General features: G+C 61.4%; 21 protein-coding genes. 11 read left to right on the top strand and 10 right to left on the bottom strand.

Translation table 11 applies throughout. The features are described 5' to 3' along the window. Positions 1-9 precede the first annotated feature (9 nt). The gene (locus NKH89_RS17915) at positions 10-270 is read right to left on the bottom strand and encodes a hypothetical protein (RefSeq protein ID WP_156947991.1); all 261 of its coding nucleotides are present in this window, start codon (positions 268-270) and stop codon (positions 10-12) included. A 189-nt stretch (positions 271-459) separates the two neighbouring features. Here NKH89_RS17915 and NKH89_RS17910 point away from each other — a divergent pair, with 189 nt between their 5' ends. After that, a complete protein-coding gene (locus NKH89_RS17910; RefSeq protein WP_031193291.1) occupies positions 460-1131 on the top strand; it encodes a class I SAM-dependent methyltransferase in 672 nt (223 codons plus the stop codon). A gap of 129 nt (positions 1132-1260) precedes the next feature. Here the strand turns inward: NKH89_RS17910 and NKH89_RS17905 are convergent, their stop codons facing one another. The 8 genes from NKH89_RS17905 to NKH89_RS17870 all read right to left on the bottom strand — a co-directional run bounded on the left by NKH89_RS17905 (position 1261) and on the right by NKH89_RS17870 (position 7663). Beyond that, the gene (locus NKH89_RS17905) at positions 1261-2457 is read right to left on the bottom strand and encodes a glycosyltransferase family protein (protein WP_352482311.1); all 1197 of its coding nucleotides are present in this window, start codon (positions 2455-2457) and stop codon (positions 1261-1263) included. Continuing rightward, positions 2454-3698, bottom strand: coding sequence for a glycosyltransferase (locus NKH89_RS17900; protein WP_352482310.1), 1245 nt, complete (start codon positions 3696-3698; stop codon positions 2454-2456). The genes NKH89_RS17905 and NKH89_RS17900 overlap by 4 nt, the downstream gene beginning before the upstream one ends. 1 nt (position 3699) lies before the next feature. Continuing rightward, complete coding sequence (locus tag NKH89_RS17895) at positions 3700-4914, bottom strand: glycosyltransferase family protein (RefSeq protein WP_023716538.1); 1215 nt, start codon at positions 4912-4914, stop codon at positions 3700-3702. 103 nt (positions 4915-5017) lie between these two features. Further along, positions 5018-5431 carry a hypothetical protein gene (locus NKH89_RS17890; RefSeq protein WP_352590455.1) on the bottom strand — a complete coding sequence of 138 codons (414 nt, stop codon included), beginning with the start codon at positions 5429-5431 and terminating at the stop codon, positions 5018-5020. A 344-nt stretch (positions 5432-5775) separates the two neighbouring features. After that, a complete protein-coding gene (locus NKH89_RS17885) occupies positions 5776-6294 on the bottom strand; it encodes an SRPBCC family protein (RefSeq protein ID WP_352590452.1) in 519 nt (172 codons plus the stop codon). After that, positions 6275-6637: an ArsR/SmtB family transcription factor gene (locus NKH89_RS17880; protein WP_023716541.1), complete on the bottom strand. Its 363-nt coding sequence runs from the start codon at positions 6635-6637 to the stop codon at positions 6275-6277. Before NKH89_RS17880 ends, NKH89_RS17885 begins: the two co-directional genes overlap by 20 nt. 104 nt (positions 6638-6741) lie before the next feature. Next, positions 6742-7095, bottom strand: coding sequence for a hypothetical protein (locus NKH89_RS17875; protein ID WP_023716542.1), 354 nt, complete (start codon positions 7093-7095; stop codon positions 6742-6744). Between the two features lie 280 nt (positions 7096-7375). Beyond that, positions 7376-7663: a winged helix-turn-helix transcriptional regulator gene (locus NKH89_RS17870; RefSeq protein ID WP_245278483.1), complete on the bottom strand. Its 288-nt coding sequence runs from the start codon at positions 7661-7663 to the stop codon at positions 7376-7378. A gap of 194 nt (positions 7664-7857) precedes the next feature. On the opposite strand from NKH89_RS17870, the gene NKH89_RS17865 reads away from it, so the two are divergent. Next, complete coding sequence (locus NKH89_RS17865) at positions 7858-8712, top strand: SDR family oxidoreductase (RefSeq protein WP_352493880.1); 855 nt, start codon at positions 7858-7860, stop codon at positions 8710-8712. A 55-nt stretch (positions 8713-8767) separates the two neighbouring features. Here NKH89_RS17865 and NKH89_RS17860 read toward each other — a convergent pair whose 3' ends face one another. Further along, positions 8768-10828, bottom strand: a complete 2061-nt coding sequence (locus NKH89_RS17860; RefSeq protein ID WP_352590449.1) for a N,N-dimethylformamidase beta subunit family domain-containing protein — start codon at positions 10826-10828, stop codon at positions 8768-8770. A gap of 197 nt (positions 10829-11025) precedes the next feature. Here NKH89_RS17860 and NKH89_RS17855 point away from each other — a divergent pair, with 197 nt between their 5' ends. From NKH89_RS17855 to NKH89_RS17815, 9 genes are all read left to right on the top strand, one after another. Then, the gene (locus tag NKH89_RS17855; protein ID WP_023716546.1) at positions 11026-11799 is read left to right on the top strand and encodes an SDR family NAD(P)-dependent oxidoreductase; all 774 of its coding nucleotides are present in this window, start codon (positions 11026-11028) and stop codon (positions 11797-11799) included. Between the two features lie 80 nt (positions 11800-11879). Continuing rightward, entirely contained in the window at positions 11880-13202 is a 1323-nt protein-coding gene (gene hisD, locus NKH89_RS17850) for a histidinol dehydrogenase (RefSeq protein WP_352482878.1), read from the top strand. 15 nt (positions 13203-13217) lie between these two features. Beyond that, on the top strand, positions 13218-14240 hold the full coding sequence (locus NKH89_RS17845) for a zinc-dependent alcohol dehydrogenase (protein ID WP_352895219.1): 1023 nt from the start codon (positions 13218-13220) through the stop codon (positions 14238-14240). A gap of 31 nt (positions 14241-14271) precedes the next feature. Next, the gene (hutC, locus tag NKH89_RS17840; RefSeq protein WP_352547392.1) at positions 14272-15003 is read left to right on the top strand and encodes a histidine utilization transcriptional repressor HutC; all 732 of its coding nucleotides are present in this window, start codon (positions 14272-14274) and stop codon (positions 15001-15003) included. A 215-nt stretch (positions 15004-15218) separates the two neighbouring features. Next, positions 15219-16220, top strand: a complete 1002-nt coding sequence (locus tag NKH89_RS17835) for an ABC transporter substrate-binding protein (protein WP_352547393.1) — start codon at positions 15219-15221, stop codon at positions 16218-16220. A gap of 97 nt (positions 16221-16317) precedes the next feature. Continuing rightward, on the top strand, positions 16318-17115 hold the full coding sequence (locus tag NKH89_RS17830; protein ID WP_245278504.1) for an ABC transporter permease: 798 nt from the start codon (positions 16318-16320) through the stop codon (positions 17113-17115). A 10-nt stretch (positions 17116-17125) separates the two neighbouring features. After that, complete coding sequence (locus NKH89_RS17825) at positions 17126-17908, top strand: ABC transporter ATP-binding protein (RefSeq protein WP_352482875.1); 783 nt, start codon at positions 17126-17128, stop codon at positions 17906-17908. A 399-nt stretch (positions 17909-18307) separates the two neighbouring features. Continuing rightward, a complete protein-coding gene (locus NKH89_RS17820; RefSeq protein WP_352909435.1) occupies positions 18308-18667 on the top strand; it encodes a YciI family protein in 360 nt (119 codons plus the stop codon). Between the two features lie 118 nt (positions 18668-18785). Further along, complete coding sequence (locus tag NKH89_RS17815; protein ID WP_352816945.1) at positions 18786-20042, top strand: RNA polymerase sigma factor; 1257 nt, start codon at positions 18786-18788, stop codon at positions 20040-20042. Positions 20043-20099 lie beyond the last annotated feature (57 nt).

Here is a 20099-nt window from a genome sequence, read left to right as displayed (position 1 = left end):
GCGGACCCTTCAGTTGAAAGGATGCAGGATGTAAACGCACCTGCTGGCGAATGGCGTATCGGCAATTTCTTCGTCGCCAACGACAAAGTCGAAGCTGCAGTGCACGGACATTGTCCTGCGCTCAACGATGCAAGGAACCTGCGAGGCGGCGCGATCCAGTTCCGGCGCATGGTCGATGACAACGACATGGGCATTGTTGATCAGCGAAGAAGGCAGCTGGCCAGACGGTTCGCGGCTTCCGCAGGGCGTTGGCGAATAGCCGAGCAGCACGAGGCCGCAGCTGGGCGGCTGGTGCTGGCGGATGGACGCCGATGATCCGGACAGATGCAACAGGCTCTCTCCGGCACCGGGCAATAGCCAAGCGGCTTGCAGCATAATCACGTCCGCGGAATCAAACAGTCTTGCGGGAGGCAAGATTGCGTTGTGTCGCCCGAAATCCCAACATACAAGACAAATATGATGGATGTCACGCAACCACGCAATGCCGGTATGGACTGGCACGAGCAAGCCTTGGACCTCACGCGGGGAATTGCTGCTTATGTCAACTGCCCTCTCGTGGCAGGGCTGGCGCGCGTCGTCACCAAGCATCCGAAGGCCGATATCGCCAACGCCTTCAACCACAAGCAGGTCGCCTGCAAGATGTGGGCGCTCGACAGGCTGTTCGAAAGCTGCGGCGGCCGGTTCGGGCGCATATGGGTTCTGGGTGGATGGTACGGCGTATTGCCGGCAATGCTTTTCAACGACGCCCGCTTCGACATCGCGGCGGTCGATAGCATCGACATCGATCCCGAAGTCGCGCCGGTCGCCCGGACCCTCAACCGGGAAGCCGGCGACCGGTTCCGGGCGCTAACGGCAGATATGTACGCACTCGACTATGCGGCCGTCCGGCCCGACCTGATAGTCAATACGAGCTGCGAACACATAGCCGATCTGCGCGCCTGGCTTGCTCTGCTTCCGCGGGGCACGAATGTACTGCTGCAATCGAACGATTATTTCAGCGAGCCGACGCACATCAACTGCGTGGCTTCACTTGCAACCTTCGAAGCAATGGCGGCGCTAAGGGAGGTGCGGTTCTCCGGCGAACTGCCGACAAAAAATTATACGCGCTTCATGCTGATTGGAACTGTTTAATGTATTTCGCCCAAAAGTGCGTAGCGGTTTTCGGACAACGACATGCATAAAACAGGACTTGAAGCGCGTCGCACGAAACTCACCAGACGCGACGTGCGTTAGTCCTACTGAGTCAGTAACGCAGTAGGACTAGGATCTATCGTCTGTTTGATCATGAGCTTTTCCGAAACCGGGCTCCACTTTTAGGGACCATGTTCGATACCGCTCGTGCAGGATTTGCGCGGAGCGACGCGCGCCTTCCAGATCGAGACGATGCGCGGATGGCGTCGGTCTCACAAGCGCCTGTTCGATCGCTTGCGCCAAACCTTCAGGCGTTAGGTCCTTTTCCATCAGCACCGTTGCAAGACCGAGTTCTTCGAGCATCAGGGCGCGAACCGTCTGTTCGGTTTCCCCGCCGGCTGCAAATGGAACGAGCAGGGAGCGACAACCCGCGCGCAGGACATCGCAGACCGTGTTGTAACCCGCCTGCGAGACTGACAGGCGGGCGCCTGTCAGCAGGCTGGCGAAATCCTCGCGGAACCGGAAGATGGACAGGCCCGGCGTGGCATCGCGTGCGATCGCGTCAAATTCGTCTTTCGGCAGGTTTGGGCCGGTGATCAAACACCATTTCCGAGCGTTGTTGGCATTCCGCGCCGCTGCGATCGTGGAGCTGACAAGGCTCTTTCCGGCAGCCCCGCCGCCAACCGACACCAGAACGTCGAAGCGCTCGGAGGCCGCGGGTGAGGGCGGCGCGGCAACGAGCCCTGTGTAGGTGACCTCGGCCCTGATCGTCCCAGCCAGCGGAAATGTCTTGTCGATGGTTGCGAACGCCGGATCGCCGTGGACCATAACAAGGTCGAAATGCCTGTTGATGAGATCGACCGTTTCCTCGTTTCGGCCCGGCTTGACGCGCTCCTGAAGGATGTCACGGACGGACGTCGCCAGCAGCGGTCTGGGCGACGTCGCGTCGATGGCCTCGATCAGCGGCAAGAGTTCGAAACGCATCTGTCGGCGTCCAAATGGAAACGCCTCGAGAATGACGATATCAGGCCTGCAATCCCGGAATGCCTGCAGCAGCATCTCTGAACGCCATTTCTTGAAATCATCGTCGATCGGGTTGCCCTCCAGGTCGACAAGTCCGGAAAATCCTTCATCACCGGAGGTGACAGGTGGCAGGATTACAGATTTTACACCGAGTCCCGGAAACCCGGCGATCGGCGCTCCGCCGGTCACGACGGTCACGTCAAACCCGTCATCGACCAGAGCCGCCGCAATGCGGCTGGCGCGCGCAAGATGGCCGATGCCGAGCAGGTGCTGGACATAGAAGAAAGCGCGCAGCCGCTTCATTCGGCGGCCCGCCACTCCCGCTCGAACAGTTCCTTGAGCTGTCCAATGCTTGCCATATGATCGAAATTGCCGCGCACGCGCCGCTCTGCGGCGTCGCCGAGGCGGGCGCGCAGTACGGGATCACGGATCAGGCGCTCCAGCGCCTGTGCCAGGGCAATTGGGTTTTCCGTCGGAACCAGCAGCCCGGTTTCATCCGGCGATAAAAGCTCCGGCACGCCGGAAATATCGGTCGACACGCAGGCAAGCCGCTGGCTGGCCGCCTCCACCAGAACATTCGGCAGACCGTCACGATCGCCATTTGCGGTGATCCTGCAGGCCAGGGCGAAGATGTCGGCGCGGCGGTAGTGCTCAAGCACTTCCTCCTGCGCAAGCGCGCCTTTCCAAGAGACGCGACCATCCAGTCCGAGCTTTTGCGCCAGCGCCTTGAACCGCTCCAGTTCCTCGCCGCCGCCGATATGCTCGAAACGCCACGCCAAATCACCGGGCAACAGGGCAAGGGCCTGCAGCAACGTATCGTAACCTTTCTTTTCAACGGCGCGCCCGACACTCAGAACGACAACCGGTTCGTCCGGCGCCGAGCCGTCATGCTGCTTTCGCGCCTCGCCGAAACTGCCGAAGCGATCAAGGTCGAGCCCATGATAGCTCAGATGTATAGACGAGTTGCCGTTAGCGAGTTTTTTCAGACGGTCGAAGCCGGTTTTCGTGCAGGTGACCGTCCAGCGCGCCGAGGAAAGCTTGCCGGCCAGATCCCAGTCCGCCGAAGTCCAGATGTCCTTGGCATGGGCCGAGCAGGTCCAGGGCAGGCCACGAAGCTGGCTGGCATAGCGCGTCACCGATGCCGGTGTGTGCGCGAAATGTGCATGCAGCCAGCCCGCGTCTTCCGGCCATTCGGCCGCCAGCACGAGCGCTTGCCCGAAGCGGCGCGCGCGATTGCGCGTAAAGTCGTGGGGGAGATCGGCAGCCAGCGATCCGAGCGTGCGCCAGAAGCACGGCCGCAGCAGATAGGCAAACAGCGAGCGAAGCACGCGCAGCGGCTCTTCATGCAGATATTCCGGCAGATAATGGACCGGCGCTTTGATCTCGTCATGCACGGGGTGGCGTTTTTCGTCGGTCGGCCGCCTGAGCGCGACGAGTATCAGGTCGAACCCTGCACGCTCCAGACCGAGCAATTCCTGCGCGATGAAGGTTTCGGACAGCCGCGGATAGCCCTTCAGAACCACGACGATCTTGCGATGTTGCAACTCAGGTCATTCCTTCAATGACCGAAAGGTGATGGCCGGCCCGCCGGTCGAGCAGTTCCGCGACGATTTCGGAAATATGAGGCAGCCCTTCCAGCGTCAGATGCGGATTGCTCTGTGATGGGTGGGGCCGGTCCGGCAGCGCCACCAGTGCATCGGCAAACCGCTGGGAATCCTTGGCTTCCTCCGGCAAAAGCATCTCGATGAGGCCAAGTTCGGCTGCGCGCCGAGCGCGGATCAGTTGTTCCTGGCGGGGCTCGACGCGCGGCACGATCAGCGCCGGCTTGTCGAAAGACAGTATCTCGCAATAGGTGTTGTAACCGCCCATCGCCACTACCGCCTTGGCGCCGGCAATCAGGTCTTCCATGCGGTTGTCGAACTCGATGATCTTGATGTAGGGGATCTTGGACCCCTTCTTGAGCAGCTTGTTGCGCTTGCGCGCCGGCATGTAAGGCCCAAGCACGATCAGGGCCCTATGCTGCAATTGCGGATCCTGCTGATAGGCATCGATGACGTCGTGGATCAGTTCGGCGCCGTCACCGCCGCCACCGGTAGTAACGAGGATATAGTCGCCCTCGGGCCGGTGGCCGGGCAACTCGTTCCGCTGCAGGCTCCGTTGCAGGAAACCGACGAACCTCATCTTTGCCCTGACAGCCGGCGGCACATCCAAGCCGGTCAACGGATCGTAGAAATCCGGCGGGCCATAGGCCCAGACCTTGTCGTAGAACAGGCCTATCTTGCGCATCACATCCCTGCGTGCCCACTCTGCTTCGAGCAGATGCGGCGCATCCATTACCTCGCGCAGGCCAAGCACGAGAGTGGTGCCCCGCGTCTTGAGGTAGGACAGCGTGTCCTCGATCTCACCGCGCAGGCCGAGCGGTTCCTTGTCGACGATGAAGATATCCGGCCGGAAGGTCTCAGCTGTATGGCGGATGATCGACTGGCGCATCCTTAGCGTCTCATGCAGATCGATGTCCTTTTCCAGCGAGGTGTATTCGCCGTTGCGCAGCTTGATGACGCTGGGGATCTTCACGAAGTCGACACGGGCGCGGTAGTCGAAGGCGCCAGCGATAGTCGCACCCGAAATGATAAGCACCTGAAGTCCGCGGAAATCCTCGACCAGCGAATGCGCGATAGTCCGGCAGCGCTGCAAATGGCCGAGCCCGAACGTGTCGTGGCTGTACATGAGAATTCGAGCGTTTTCTGCGTGCTGGGTCATTGTTGAACGTCTCTTAGAATTCTCGCTTTGAGGACCGTGAGCGACCCGCCGGCTTCGAAACCATCCTGGTTTTGAAACATGAGGCCGCGATTTTCAATTTGTATTACTTCTGTGGAATGCCTGTCAGATAACTTTCTGATTGCCTGAGTCCGAAACTAGATGGATTGGCGAATATCGCCTCGGCGGGAGCGGGTCGAGACTCCCTGTTGTTGTTTTGGGGATCGAAGGGGAAAGCGGTGTCCAAAAGATCGGCAGAAGTCATCGCTCTTGATTCCAATAAGGCCTCTCCGAACTTGATTGGTTTCCGAGCGGTGAAAGCGAATTCCGCTATCCTGCGCATATAGTCAATTGCTTGATCGGTATACGAAAGGACAGGGTCACCGGGCGTCGCACGGCGCATGTTGTTGTAGAACTCATTTCGCGCGCCATTGCTCTCGGTCTTGGGGGACCAAAAGTGCTGCCCATCAATCTCTTGACGGGCGGTCTGATTATGATTCACCGACCAGAACTGAGCCATCTATCGCCCAAGCTAGCCGGAATTTCGGCAGGAATCGAGTGGACGCCAGCGCTCACAACACACCGCCTGCGGCAGAGTGTGTGCAACACCGGTTACTTGTCGATCGCTATGGCCTCTGGCTAATGCCTTAGCTGGGGCGGTGACGGTCCTTTTTGAGACGACCTGAGCGCGTCGCCGAACGTCGCGAGGTGCGAAAATCACTCGATTGGTCCCGATAGTTGGCGAAACCTCAATGAGTTTGATGATTGGCCTCGTAGGTTCACAGAGGGCGGCGACGATCTCGTCGGGGTTCTCTTCCGCCTAGTTGAAGATCCAGGCTGCCGACCGGGAGATCGACGACTTCATCACCGTCGCACGCTCGCGCCTAGCGTGACGAGAAGCTCGTCCAGTTGCTCGAACGTCTCGCCCATCGCATCCGCCGCCCCGGTGCCGGCAGCGTCGAGAGCTTCCTTTGAGGGATAGAGCTCGTGCATGACCAGCAGCGTCTTGCCACCTATTTCCTCGAAGGTCACCGTGGTGATGGGTCCACCGTCACCACCTTCGTCATTGGTCCAGACGAGGCGCGAGTGCGGTGTCACTTCGATATACCTACCGAAGAACTCGTCAGGGTTTGAGGCATCGTGGCCGAATACCAAACGGTACCTGCCCCCGACACGAACATCCATCTCGCAGGAACGCAGGAACATGCCCATCGACTTCGGTGCCCACCACCGCATGAACAGCTCGGGCTTGGTCCAAGCCTCGAACACGGTGCGTGCCGGCGCGTCAAAGGTTCGCGTAACGACCAGCTCCCGGTCGGACTTCCGTTCCACCATCGTGCGGTTCTGCATGGGGGTGGGCTCACTAGCTCTTGTTTCGTCCATCGACTTTCTCCTTCCGTTTCAATTCCTCGACAACCTTGTCCAACTCGTTGAAGCGTGCGTCCCAGAGCTGGCGGTGCCTCTCGATCCATGCCGCCTCTTCCTCCAGTGCGCGTAGGCCAAGCTTGCAGGTCCGCACGCGCCCAACCTTCTCCGTGGTGACGAGCCCCGCCTTCTCCAAGACGCCGACGTGCTTCTTCATGCCCGTGAGGGTCATGTGGAACTTTTCGGCAAGGTCCGTGATCGAGGCGTCTGCTCGTCCGAGTTGCTCCAAAACGCCGCGCCGGGTGGCGTCCGAGAGCGCGGCGAATGAGGCATCGAGGTGGGGCATTAAATACTGAACCATATGGTTCAGTATTTAACAGACGGGCTGGCGGCGTGCAAGGGGAGACCGAGTGGGCTGCGTTGCCGGCCGCCCCTTTTGGTAAATCGCAAGCGATTAGCGGATGTTCAAGTCGGAGCAGGGTCGGTGAGGAAGGGCATGATGTCCACGCCGTCTCCTGGGAAGACGGTGAAATGCGGGTGGTTCTCGAACAGGCGGGCGGCGGCATCGATGGTATCGGCCTCGACGACAATATAGCCGCAGAAAGGGTTCACGGCGTCGGCGATGCCGTCCCTGGTAACGCGCCTCGTCTTACCGACCATGCCGCCGCGATCGGGGAAAAATGCGGCATTTCTCTCCTCCCAGTCCGCCCACAGCTGTAAGCCGACGGCATCAATCGTATCCTGCTCGGGCTTAGGCAGGCTGCGAAAGCGGGCGAGGTCTTCGGGCTTCATGGTGTAGACGGCAAGAAAGCGGGGCATGCGGCGGTTTTTTCTTCGTGCTGGCAGAAGCATGCTAGCTTAGACTCCTGGAGGGCCCAAGTCACTGCGCATTACCACCCTTTGGCGCTCCGTATCTTTCAGTCCGAAATGATGACCCGAGGCTAAGGTTGGCCATCTATTTTGAACGCTGACCTGGGCGGGCGGAACTGCTCCACCACCAGATCAACACGCACATCAAGCGTCATCCTCGCTGTTAAGCGCAGGCCGAAAGTAGTGTCGACGCCACAAACTCGCGATTCTCTGATGTGCTCGCGATTCTCTAAAGAACAGAATCACCGAGCAGCAGGCGCGACCCGACCTCCACGATAGACCTGATAGCCGGCAGCAGCTCCTGCCCCAACGAGGTCAGCTCATATTCCACCGTCGGCGGCGAGGTCGCCATCACGTTGCGACCGAGGACGCCGCGCTCCTCGAGATCCCGCAGTCTGCTGGTCAGTACCTTCGCCGAAACGGCTGGGATATCGCGGCGGAGTTCCGAGAACCGACGCGGGCCTTCGCTCAGGGACCAGAGCACCTCGGGTGTCCAGCAGCCGCCAAGCAGCGCCATGCATCTCGACATGGGGCAGCCGGGGGGAGCCTTCACCTTCTTTCGCGCCTTGAGAACCATCGCACACCCTTCTCGAGGAGTTTCCAGTTGGTTACCGGAAAATGGCGGTAACCGCAAGATACGTGGTTTCCAATGGTAACGATGGCCGCTATTCGAAGGCTCTCCAATCACACAACCACGAAATGGACTGAACGATGTATGCAATAACTGGAGCAACAGGACAGCTTGGCCGTCTCGTGATCGAGGCACTGCTGAAGACCATTCCCGCCGACCGGATCGTCGCGGCGGTTCGCAATCCGGCAAAGGCCAGCGATCTGGCGGAGCTCGGTGTGATCGTAAGGGAGGCGGACTACGACCGTCCCGACACGCTCGCCCCGGCCTTCGCCGGCGTCCAGAAACTGCTACTGATTTCGTCGACCGAGGTCAGCGGCCGCCTGCCGCAGCATCGGGCGGTGATCGAGGCAACCCAACGCGCCGGAGTTTCGCTGATCGCTTACACCAGCATGCTGCATGCCGACACGTCTTCCGCAACGCTCGCAATCGAGCACCGGCAGACGGAGGAGGTCATCGCGGACTTGGGCGTTCCCGCCGTCATCCTGCGCAATGGCTGGTACACCGAGAACCATCTGCTGGCGCTTCCGGCGGCTCTGGAGCACGGCGCCTTCGTCGGCGCCGCGAAAGACGGGCGTTTCTCGTCCGCAGCACGGCGGGACTATGCCGAGGCCGCAGCCGTGGTGCTGACGACCGACGACCATGCGGGAAAGACGTACGAGCTCGCCGCAGACCAAGCCTTTACGCTCGCCGAGCTTGCGGCGGAGGTCTCGCGGCAGTCGGGCAAGGCTATCGCCTACAACGATTTTTCCCAAGCCGCCTATCAGGATGTGTTGGCGGGGGCCGGGCTGCCGGCCGACCTCGCTGCGCTTCTGGCCGATACCGACGCCGCAGCCTCACGCGGAGCGTTGTTCGATGACGGAGGCGCCCTCGGGCGGCTGATCGGTCGTCCGACCACTTCGATGCAAAGCCTCGTCGCGGCCGCATTGCGCGGTTGAAGGCTGGGCTCAGCGACTTGAGGATGCGGTCTTTCTCGTAATGAGACCAATCAGCTTATCGATTTTCTCGGCCGGGTTCTCCTTTCGTCGCGCCGAGGCGGTTAAGCAGATTAAACGTGATCCTGCCGACATCGTTCATGGCGCCTGCGGCTGGCAGCGCGCCGCACCAGGCAACCGAGCTTGCCGAAAAGATCAAGCCGCCTGCTGCGAGCTTTCGCAGGGTCATTTCGGCGCAGCGGCGGGCGATGCGTTGCGTATCCCCGCCCTCGCACCAGCGCGTCGGATCCTGGAAGAAGCTGTCGGGAAATCCCGTCGCACGCGCGATCACGACGGTGTCCGCGGATGTGCCGAGGGCTGGATCCGTCGCATCCACTTCGTAGCCCGCGGCACCGCCCAGCACGATGCCGTCCGAACCGAAGGTCGCATTTTCAACGCCTTCGAACAGCCATGCGCATCCTGCTTCATGGCTTTCGTCAGTGCGCGTGAAGGGGCGTGCGCCTTCGAATCCCATCAGTGAGATCGCGCCACCGATCAGCGAGAATTCGCCGCGGCCACGGGAGCGGAGATAGCCGCCTGGTTCGTTGGTGATCGACAGCGCTTGTTCGGCGACCGGGCCGTCCCACGTGCGGCCGGCCTCCAGCGGCGAGCGCCGCAGCTCCATCAGATCGTCCTTGAAAGCCACAGTGGCGGCGAAGCCGTTTCCGCCGAGATAGGCGATGCTGCCGCCTTCGGCCACAAACTGCCGCAGCGCCTGCTCCATCTCGATCGACATATATTCGGGATGACTGCCGGTGACGACCGCTTGGTGTCCACGCAGACCGTCTATACCGCATTCGTGCAAATCATGATCGGTCATGACGTCAAACACGATTCCATTGTCGTGGCAGAATCGGAGGAAGTGCAGATCGACCGGCAAATTGTGTGGGCAGCCGCAGAGGGGATAATCGTAATCGTCCCTGAGCGTCACTTTCGGCTTTTTGTAGGAGCAGATAGAAACGCCGCTAAGGTCGGAGTGGTAGTCGTAAAGAGACTTCAGATTGTTGGCGACCGCGAAGCGATGTCCCCGGTCGTCGCTTTTCCATTCATAAAGATGATCTGGGAGATATTCGTCCGCATAAGCGAGATAGGTGGCCGTCGGCACGAGATACAACAGCGGCGACGAAACCTGTGATGAGGTGACGAAGAACACCACGCGTTCGTAGCTATCCTCCCATTCGATCTGGAACGCGTAGACGCCTGGGCGTGCGTTTTCAGGGATTGTCACGCAGTGCGATGCCGGCCACTCAAGCGGGCCGATGTCGTCGTCGTGGCAATGGATAGCGTCGTAGTGCGACGGCACGAAGCGAGGTTCGAAGCTCGATCCGTCCCAGCGTGCCGAAGTCATGCAGAAGGCTGGCTGATTGATCACATCGAGGAGCAGCGGATCTGCTCTGCCCGACGACAGGATCGGCTGCGTTGGTAACAGCGTCGGGAAATCCCAGGCAATGGTCCCCTGCGGTGTCTCGAGCCGGATCGCGGCAAATTTCGCGTTGAGGGTAGGTTCGTGGTGAGTAGCACTTGCGCCGAAATGGATGCCGTGCGCTTGAAGGTTCCGCGCAGGGCTGCCAAAACCTTCACGAAGTTCGTAAGGCGCGAGGAGATCATGCGATTTGATCCGCAGACGCGGCTGCTCCTGCCGCAGATCCAACTCGACAGTGAGCCACACACCAGTTGGCGCCTTCCTCTCGACAAAGGTTTCGCCGCCGATTTCCAGGGCAAATGCGCCGTCGCGGAGGCGCAGCTTGAGGGCGCCTGCTTCCAGGATCGTACGCGCACCTCCGTTGCGCGTGAGGAACAGCTCAAAACGAATGCCGTGGACGGCTTGTACTTTGGCCAGTTCGCCGGCTCGCACGAACAGGAACGACCCTTGGTCGAAATGCCGATGCCGTGGTTCACCCACCGCTTCGATGGGCCAGGCCAGAAATTCCGGAGCCGGCTTGTCGAGTCGGCAAATTCGTGTGGCCTTTATCGGCCGATCGCATGACAGGCTGAGGTTGATCTGCTGGCCTGCTTTGGCACTCCAGGGGGTGGTATAACCAACCACGCTCATCGCGTCGTGGTCTACTGCGCGCTTCATCTATCCTCCCGATGAACTCCAGATGGGCTGCGGCGAACCGCGCAGACCGGTCCGATGCCGGCCAATACGCTGCCGCTCTGACAAGCAAAGTTCCGCATGGCGCACTACCGCCATGATGTACATGCTTGTATAGATAAGCTGCATTCGGATAGTCTCGACGCGATCGGTCCAAGCGCGACATTACCAAGGAGGATGACATGCGCAACGCATCTCTCTTCGACCTGTCAGGCAGGAAGGCGCTTGTAACCGGCGCAAGCCGTGGCATCGGGCGCAGCATCGCCGAGGCGCTCAGCGCAGCCGGCGCCGACGTCGCGATCACGGCGCGCAGCGTGGCCTCGCTCGAGGAGACGGTGGCCGCCATCCGCACTGCCGGCGGGGCCGCGCATGCCATCGCCCTGGACGTCACCGATGTCGACCAATGCCGGGCGGCGACAGCCGAGGCCGGCAGCCTGCTCGGAGGTCTCGATATTCTCGTCAACAATGCGGGTGTGGAAGAGGTCCGCCCCTCGCTCGATGTCGACGAGGCCTTGTGGGACAGGATTGTCGATACGAATCTCAAAGGCGCCTTCTTCTGCGCCCAAGCCGCCGCGCGGCAGATGAGAGACGCCGGACGGCCCGGCGTCATTATCAATCTCTGCTCGTTGACCTCCGAGGTCGGGATTCCCACGGCGGTGCCTTACGGCTCGTCGAAATCAGGCCTCCTCGGCATGACGCGGGCGCTTGCGGCGGAGTGGGCCGATCTCGGGATCCGGGTCAACGCCATCGCGCCTGGCTATTTCAGGACAGCGATGACAGACGTGTTCTACAGCAACGAGGCATGGCAGCAATCGATGCTCGCCAAGATTCCGCAGCGCCGTTTTGGTGATCTCTCGGACCTGCACGGAATCGCGGTGTTCCTCGCTTCGGATGCGGCAGCCTACATAACGGGCCAGTCCATTCCCGTGGATGGAGGCTTTCTCGCATCGATTTGAAGGCTTCAGGGACTGGAGACGTGTCCCAGAAGTGATCGACAAGCGCTAACCGTGATTGCGTACTAAGAAAAGGAGCCGCCATGTCTGACGTCAGCTTCCACCGCCTGTCATCCCTCAGTGTCGATCAGCGCGCCAATTTACTTAAACGCGCCGAAGGAGATCTGTCTTCCTTCATCGAAAAGGTCCGTCCAATCATCCAGGCCGTCAAGAATGAAGGTGACGCGGCCTTGCTCCGGTTTGCGCGCGAGCTCGACAAAGCCGATGTTGCCGACGGTGGACTGAAAGCTTCGGAAGCGGAGTTCGATGCGGCATTCGACAAGGTCGACAAGGATGTCGTGGAGAGTATCCGGTTTGGCATCGAGAACATAAGGCATTTCCACGAGGAGCAGCGCCCGGAGACGATGTGGCTCAAGGAAGTTCGGCCTGGCGCCTATGCGGGTGACCGATACACACCGATCGCTTCGGTTGCGCTTTATGTTCCGCGCGGCAAAGGCGCCTTCCCCTCGGTGACGATGATGACCTCGGTTCCAGCGGTGATTGCCGGGGTTCCGCAGATCGCGATCGTGACGCCTGCGACTTCGGATGGTTCCGTCGATGCCGCGACGCTGGTTGCCGCCCGCCTCGCCGGCGTGGAGACCGTGTACAAGTGCGGCGGCGCCCATGCGGTTGCCGCTGTCGCCTATGGAACCGAGACTGTGAAGCCCGCCGTCAAGATCGTCGGACCGGGGAGCCCGTGGGTAGTGGCGGCAAAGAGCGTGTTGTCCCCGATCGTCAACACGGGTCTCCCCGCCGGTCCGTCCGAAGCGATCATCTTTGCCGATGACAGCATCGACGGCGGCCTGGCCGCTCTTGACCTGTTGATCGAGGCCGAGCACGGGCCGGATTCGTCCGCCTATCTGGTGACGCACAGCCGCAAGGTCGCCGAAGCCGCGTTGATTGCGATACCGGAACACTGGTCCCGGATGACCGAACAGCGCGTGGAGTTCTCGCGCGCCGTGCTCACCGGAAAACGCGGCGGTATTGTGCTGACCGAATCGCTGGAGGACAGCTACCGCTTCATCAACGACTATGCGCCGGAGCATCTCGAGATTCTGTCAACGGAGCCATTTGCGCATCTCGGACGTATCACAGAAGCCGCCGAGATCCTCATGGGGCCGCATACCCCGGTGACCCTCGCCAACTTCGTCCTCGGGCCCAATGCGGTGCTGCCGACCAGCCGGTGGGCGCGAACCTTCGGACCGCTTTCTGTGACGGATTTCGTCAAGAGATCATCAGTCGGCTATGTGACCTCGGCCGCCTATCCGGAACTCGCACTGCATGCCCGCAGGCTCGCCCGTTACGAAGGGTTCAGCTCGCACGAGAACGCGGTTTCGGAGATCCGCGATCGCTATCTCGCCGGCTGAGCGGAAACGATGATGATGAGGGCGGCACGACTCCATGGACCCGGCGACTTGCGCGTCGAGAACATCGCCGCGCCAGGCGCTCCCGAGGTGGGCTGGGTGAAGCTGAGGGTCGATGCCGCAGGCATCTGCGGTTCCGATCTCCACAACTTCCGCACGGGCCAGTGGATAAGCCGGTCGCCTTCGACGGCAGGCCATGAACTGACAGGCACGGTGATCGCCATCGGCGAGGGCGTGGATACCGTCGCTGTTGGCGACCGAGTGGTCGCCGATTCCCGCTTCTGGTGCGGAGAGTGCGCGCAATGCCATGCAGGCAGGCGGCATCTTTGCACGTCGCTGGGCTTTGTTGGCGAAATATGCGACGGCGGATTTGCCGAACAAGCGGTCCTGCCCGCACGCCTGCTGCACGTCGTCGATACCGCGCTTGACGAACGGGTCGCGGCGATGGCCGAGCCGCTGGCTGTAGCGTTGCATGCAGTGCGGCGTCTGCCGAAAACGGTCGGCTCCGTTCTTGTCGTCGGCTGCGGCACCATTGGCGGTCTTGCCGCGCTGCTGCTCTCTCGAACCTTCGCAGGTACCGTGCTCGTCGCCGATCGCAACCCTGGCCGATGCGCCCGGGTGGCGCGGGTGACAGACGCCAGCATCGTCGACTTGAACCGGGACGCCATTGCCGCGGCGACCGCGGATGCCCCCTTGCTCGCTGCCGTCGAAGCGACCGGCAGTATCGCAGCACTCAGCCAGCTGCTCGGCGTTCTCGATGCCGGCGGCACCGTTGCGATGGTCGGCATATTCCATGGGCGCCTCGATATCGATCCCAACATCCTGGTTGAACGCGAAATCACATTGCTGGGATGCCACGCCTTTGCAGATGAGCTTCCCGACGCCATCCGGATGCTCGGCGAATTGACCGAGCCCATGGTCGAACTGATCGACCGCGAGATCGGTCTGGATGATGTTCCCGCAGCCTATGAGCGGCTGTTGGCGGGGCAGGGCGATAGCTTGAAAACAATCATCCGGATGCGGTCTGCCGGGCGCGTGTGATTTCCGAACGTTGCCGGAAAGGATTTTTGAAATGATCACTTTGCCCGACACCGCCAGCCCTCTTTACGAGAAGGTCAAGGACTACATCCTGACGAACATCGGAACGGGGCGATGGAGCAAGGATCGGAAGCTGCCGTCCGAAAATGAATTCGTGGCGACACTCGGCGTGTCTCGGATGACGGTCCATCGTGCCTTGCGGGAGTTGACCTCTGCGGGTTTTCTGATCCGGCTCCAGGGCGTCGGCACATTCATCGCGCCACCTCGACCGCAATCCGCACTGATCGAAATCAACAACATCGCAGCGGAAATTGTCGCGCGGGGAAACAGGCATCGCTCCGCGGTTATCGTCCTCGAAGAGATCATGCCGACAAAGGAACTCGCGCTTTCGTTCGAGTTCGCAAAGCGCGCGTCGATCTATCATTCCATTGTCGTCAACTTCGAGAACGACCTGCCTGTGCAACTGGAAGAGCGCTTCGTCAACCCGGGCCTGATACCCGACTATGACAAGCAGGATTTTTCCAGGACAGCAACCTACGACTATCTCATGCAGAAAACCCCGGTGACGGAGGTCGAGCATATCATTTCGGCGACCCCTGCCGATGCCGAAACGGCGCGGCATCTGGGCATCGATGCCGGCAGCTGCTGCCTGCTTCTGCATCGCCGGACATGGACGGGCGCCGTCGTTGCCACGATCAGCAAGCTGACTTACGTTGGAAGCCGCTACTCGCTTGGCAGTCGGTATTCTCCGTCCAAAAAAACCTGATCGCAGTGAAGCGATTCAGAGAGGTCTGACTTGTATATGCATGTATGTATTTAGCCTTGACATCCGCTGTTGCTGACGTTGAAGTGTCGTCGCACTTCGGTTGAACTGACGCTAAGATGCCGAGGCACGGTGCCGCAAGAGCAGAAGCCCGCATTCTCACCAGGCCGGATGTTTGGTTCAAAAAAAGCGGCCTGATCATCAAGGGGAACAAGACGATGCGTAACCTAGCAGGACAATTTCGGGCACTCGTTATGGTTGCTGCCGTCGGGTTCGCCCCGGCGGCCTACGCGGCCGATACAACCATTCCGGCGACGCCTGAGGCAGGAACATTCAAGATCGGCATCGAGCCATGGCTTGGCTACGGCCAGTGGCACGTCGCCGAAGCCAAGGGTCTGTTCAAGGCAAACGGGCTGTCCGACGTACAGATCGTGAACTTCGCCGAGGACAAGGACATCAACGCCGCCTTGGCCAGCGGCCAGCTCGATGCCGCCAATATCGCGACCCACACGGCCATGGGCATGGTTGCGGCCGGCCTGCCGGTGAAGATCGTGCTTCTGCTCGACGTCAGCATGACGGCGGACGCCATGATCGCCGGCAAGGACATCGCCTCCGTCGCTGACCTCAAGGGAAAGCAGGTCGCTTTCGAGGAAGGCACGACGAGCGACATCCTGCTCAAATACGCGCTGGCCAAGAACGGCATGTCCATCGCCGATGTCCAGCCGGTTCCGATGCCGGCGGCGGATGCCGGCAGTGCGTTGATCGCTGGCCAGGTGCCGGTCGCGGTTACCTATGAGCCCTATCTCACCGCGGCCAGGGCGCAGAACAAGGATGTCAAGCTGCTCTTCACCGCGGGCGAAGATCCCGGCCTGATCAGCGACGTGTTCGTGGTGCGCGATGAGGTGATCGAGTCGCGTCCCGGCCAGGTGCTTGCCATGATCAAGACCTGGGATGCGGCCCTGAAGGCCTACAACGCCGACACGCCCGACGGCCGGGCGATCATCTCCAAGGCGGTCGGTTCGAGCGTCGAAGACCTCAACACCGCCTTTGATGGCGTGCGTTACTATACTCTCGCCGAAAACAAGGATGCGCTGACGGGCGAATTTTCCACCAAGACATTCGCCGATGTCGAGGCGGCCGCCAAGAACGCCGGGCTGCTTCAGGCGGACGTGACGCCGGAGCAGATGATCGACCCGTCATTCGTCAAGGCCGCGAAATGACGAGGGCCGGCTCGCGGTGGTGACGCAAATGTCCGAGCAGCGTGCGACCAAGCCAAGCCCGTCTCACGCAGCACCGGGGCCGGTGACCAAACAGCCGATGCGCCGTCGCCGATCCTCCGGGATCGGCGCGCCTATCGCACGCTCGCGCTTCCTGATGATAGCGGTGGCCGTCTTTGCCGGCCTCGGCCTCGCCTGGTGGGCGGCAACGGGGCTGGGGCTGGTAAAGCCGATTTTCCTGCCCTCGCCGGGAAGCGTGGTGACCCAACTCGGCAAGCTCGCGGGTGACGGCACGCTGTGGCTGGATCTCAGGACCTCGATATACCGTATTTCCATTGGCTTCCTCATCGCCTCGGCCCTGGCGATTCCGATTGGCGTGCTGATCGGCAGCTTCCGGACCTGGGAAGCGGCGATCGAGCCGCTTGTGGATTTCATCCGCTACATGCCGGTGGTCGCGTTCGTGCCCCTCTCCATCCTGTGGTCCGGGACGGGCGATGCGCAGAAGTTCCTGATCATCTTCATCGGCACCTTCTTCCAGCAGGTGCTGATGATCATGGACAATGTGAAGCGGGTTCCCGCTGATTTCATTGGCCTTGGCAGGACGCTCGGCCTGCCGGATCGCAAGATCCTGACGCGCATCGTGGTTCCCAGCGCCTTGCCAGGCATCTGGGATACGCTGCGCATCAGTCTCGGCTGGGCATGGACCTGGCTGGTGTTGGCGGAACTTGTCGCGGCGACATCAGGCCTCGGCTACCGCATCACCGTGTCCCAGCGCTATTTCCAGACAAACACCATCATCGGCTACATCCTGCTGCTGGGCGTGCTTGGTCTCATCACCGACCAGGTCATGAAGGCACTGGGAAAAGTGTTGTTCCGGCAGGAGGGCCACGTGCAATGAGGCCGGGCCGATGAGTTTGCCCAAATTGGGGATCAAAGGTCTCCACAAGAGCTTCGGCACGGGCGCGCGGCGCACGGAAGTGTTGCGCGATATCAATCTCGATCTTGCCGACAACGAGTTCGTCTCGCTGGTAGGCACGTCGGGTTGCGGCAAGAGCACGCTGCTGTCGATCGTTGCCGGACTGCAGGATTTCGACGCGGGAGATCTTGCCATCGATGGCTCGCCGATCCTGCAGCCGGGTCTCGACCGCGGCGTCGTCTTCCAGTCCTACACCCTGCTTCCCTGGCTGACGGCGCAGCAGAATATCGAGTTCGCGCTCAAGGCCGCGGGTCATGATCGCGCGACCTGCCGCAGGATAGCACGCGAGCATCTCGATCTGGTCAAGCTCCCGCACAGCGCCAATCGCTATCCGTCTGAGCTTTCGGGCGGCATGAAGCAACGTGTGGCTATAGCGCGTGCTCTTTCCTATCGACCCAAAATGCTTCTGATGGACGAGCCCTTTGGCGCGCTCGATGCCTTGACCAGGCATCATATGCAGGAACTCCTGACGCAGATCTGGGAGGAGCACAGGCTGACCGTGCTTTTCGTCACCCATGATGTGGAAGAGGCGGTCTACCTGTCGGACCGCATCGTTGTGATGGGGATCGGCCCGGGACGCATCATGCAGACCTTCAATGTCGACATCGAGCGCCCGCGCCGGGAAGAGGTCATGGAAACCCCGGCTTTCATGGATTTGCAGCGCAGCGTGCACAAGGCGATCCGCGAGGCTTCAAAACGTCCCGAAATGGTTTAGGCGGGTCACTCATGCGTGTCAGGTCCAAGAGCAGCGCAACGAACGCGGCTGGGCGCGGGGATCGTCTCGGAAGACGGAGTTTCAGCCGGATGACGCCTGATGCCGCTACGGATTGCCGATCACAAGCCGGTTCACAGGTTCATTCGCGGCCGTCTGAAGGGTAGCAGGAGCTTCGCCCGATCAAGGCGTTCATGAAACTCGTGTTCGAGCTTGTGACTCGGGCGCCCGTCAAGCGCCCAATCTCAATATCGCACCGTCGCGATTCCTGACCCGGAAGCGGCCATTGGCGTCCCGCGCCTCAACCGTCGAAAAAAATTTGCAGGACAATGTCGATTTCCTAAACTCCGTTCGTCGTTCCGATGCCGGCCTATGAGGCCGGCTCAAACAAGGAGACAGACGATGCGTGTGATGGTGCTCGTGAAGGCTACCGAGGACAGCGAAAAGGGCTTTCTCCCCACGCCCGAGGCTAAGGAGGCGATGGGCAGATTTAATGATGAGCTGCGCAATGCCGGCATCTTGCTCGACGCCGACGGCCTCAAGCCCTCCTCGCAGGGCAAGCGCCTTGCGTTTGATGGTTCCCGCCGCACCGTCATCGACGGGCCTTTCGCCGAGACCCGCGAGCTGGTCGCCGGCTTTTGGCTTTGGGAAGTCAAGGATATGGACGAGGCGGTCGCCTGGGTGAAGCGCTGCCCCAATCCCATGCCGGGACCGAGCGAGATCGAAATCCGGCCGCTGTACGAGATGGCTGATTGGCAATGAAAATCTGATGCCGGAGGTCACGGAAATCCATGACCGAACGCGCGAGAAGCTCAGCGGCAACCGAGACTGTCGGCCGCAATCTGCTTGCCTCCGTTATGGCTTTGGCCGACAAGGCAGCATGACTGCAGGCGAGACGCACCAGGCGATCGAAGCGATTTTTCGCATTGAACGGGCCCGACTCATCGCGGGTCTGGTCCGCCTCGTGCGCAATGTCGACCTTGCAGAGGAACTGGTGCAAGACGCCCTGGTCATAGCCCTGTCCGAATGGTCCAAGGCCGGCGTGCCGGCCAATCCCGGCGCTTGGCTGATGACGGCCGCCAAACGCCGCGCCATCGACGCGATCCGTCGCGACAAGATGCGCGGGCGCAAGCATGAGGAGATCGCGCGGGAGCTTGACGGCGAGTGCAACGGCGCGGCCGAGGTGATCGAAATGGCTATCAACGACGATCTTGGCGACGAGCTGCTGGGCCTCATCTTCACAGCCTGCCACCCTGTACTTTCGGCCGACGCCCGCGCGGCGCTCACGCTGCGTGTCATCGGCGGTCTGACGACGGACGAGATCGCCCGTGCTTTCCTGTCGAGCGAGGTGACGATCGCCCAGCGCATCGTCCGCGCAAAGAAGACGATCGGAAAGGCCGGGCTCAGCTTTGAGGTGCCGCGCGGTGCCGAGCGTGCGGCGCGTCTGTCCTCGGTGCTGGAGGTCATCTATCTCATCTTCAATGAAGGCTATGCTGCCACGGCCGGCGACGACCTTGTCCGGCCGGGCCTGTGCCTGGAGGCACAACGGCTGGGCCGTATGCTGGCGGGGCTGATGCCCGAGGATGCCGAAGTGTTCGGCCTGCTGGCTCTGATGGAAATCCAGGCATCGCGCCTGCCCGCACGCATCGGGCCGGACGGCGCCCTCTTGACCCTGACCGAGCAAAACCGCGCACGCTGGGACCAACTGCTGATCCGCCGAGGCCTTGACGCGCTGGCCCGCGCCGAAGCTCTCGGGGGCGATGGCCCCTATGCGTTACAAGCCGCGCTTGCAGTCTGCCATGCGCGGGCGCGCAGTCCGGCCGATACCGATTGGCCCCGCATCGCAGCGCTCTACGACCGGCTGCGAGCAGTGATGCCCTCGCCGGTGGTCGATCTCAATCGAGCGGTCGCCCACAGCATGGCCTTCGGGCCTGAGGCGGGCCTGCGGCTGGTAGACGAGATTGCCGGCGCCGCCGCCCTGCGCAACTATGCGCCATTGCCGGCAGCGAGGGGCGACTTTCTGTTTCGGGCCGGCCGGCTGGCCGAGGCCCGCGCCGAATTCGAGGCGGCGGCCAAGCTCACCCGCAACGTACGTGAAGCGGCCTTTCTCCTCGCCCGCGCCGACGCTTGTGGTTGAAGCATCGCTCTCCGTGCCTGAAGCGCCGCTCGGTATCACCGAAAGCAGCCAGTGCGC

The sequence above is a fragment of the Mesorhizobium sp. M0923 genome, from assembly GCF_040319365.1.
Taxonomy (GTDB): Bacteria; Pseudomonadota; Alphaproteobacteria; order Rhizobiales; family Rhizobiaceae; genus Mesorhizobium.
This window is presented reverse-complemented; position numbering and strand designations above follow the sequence as displayed.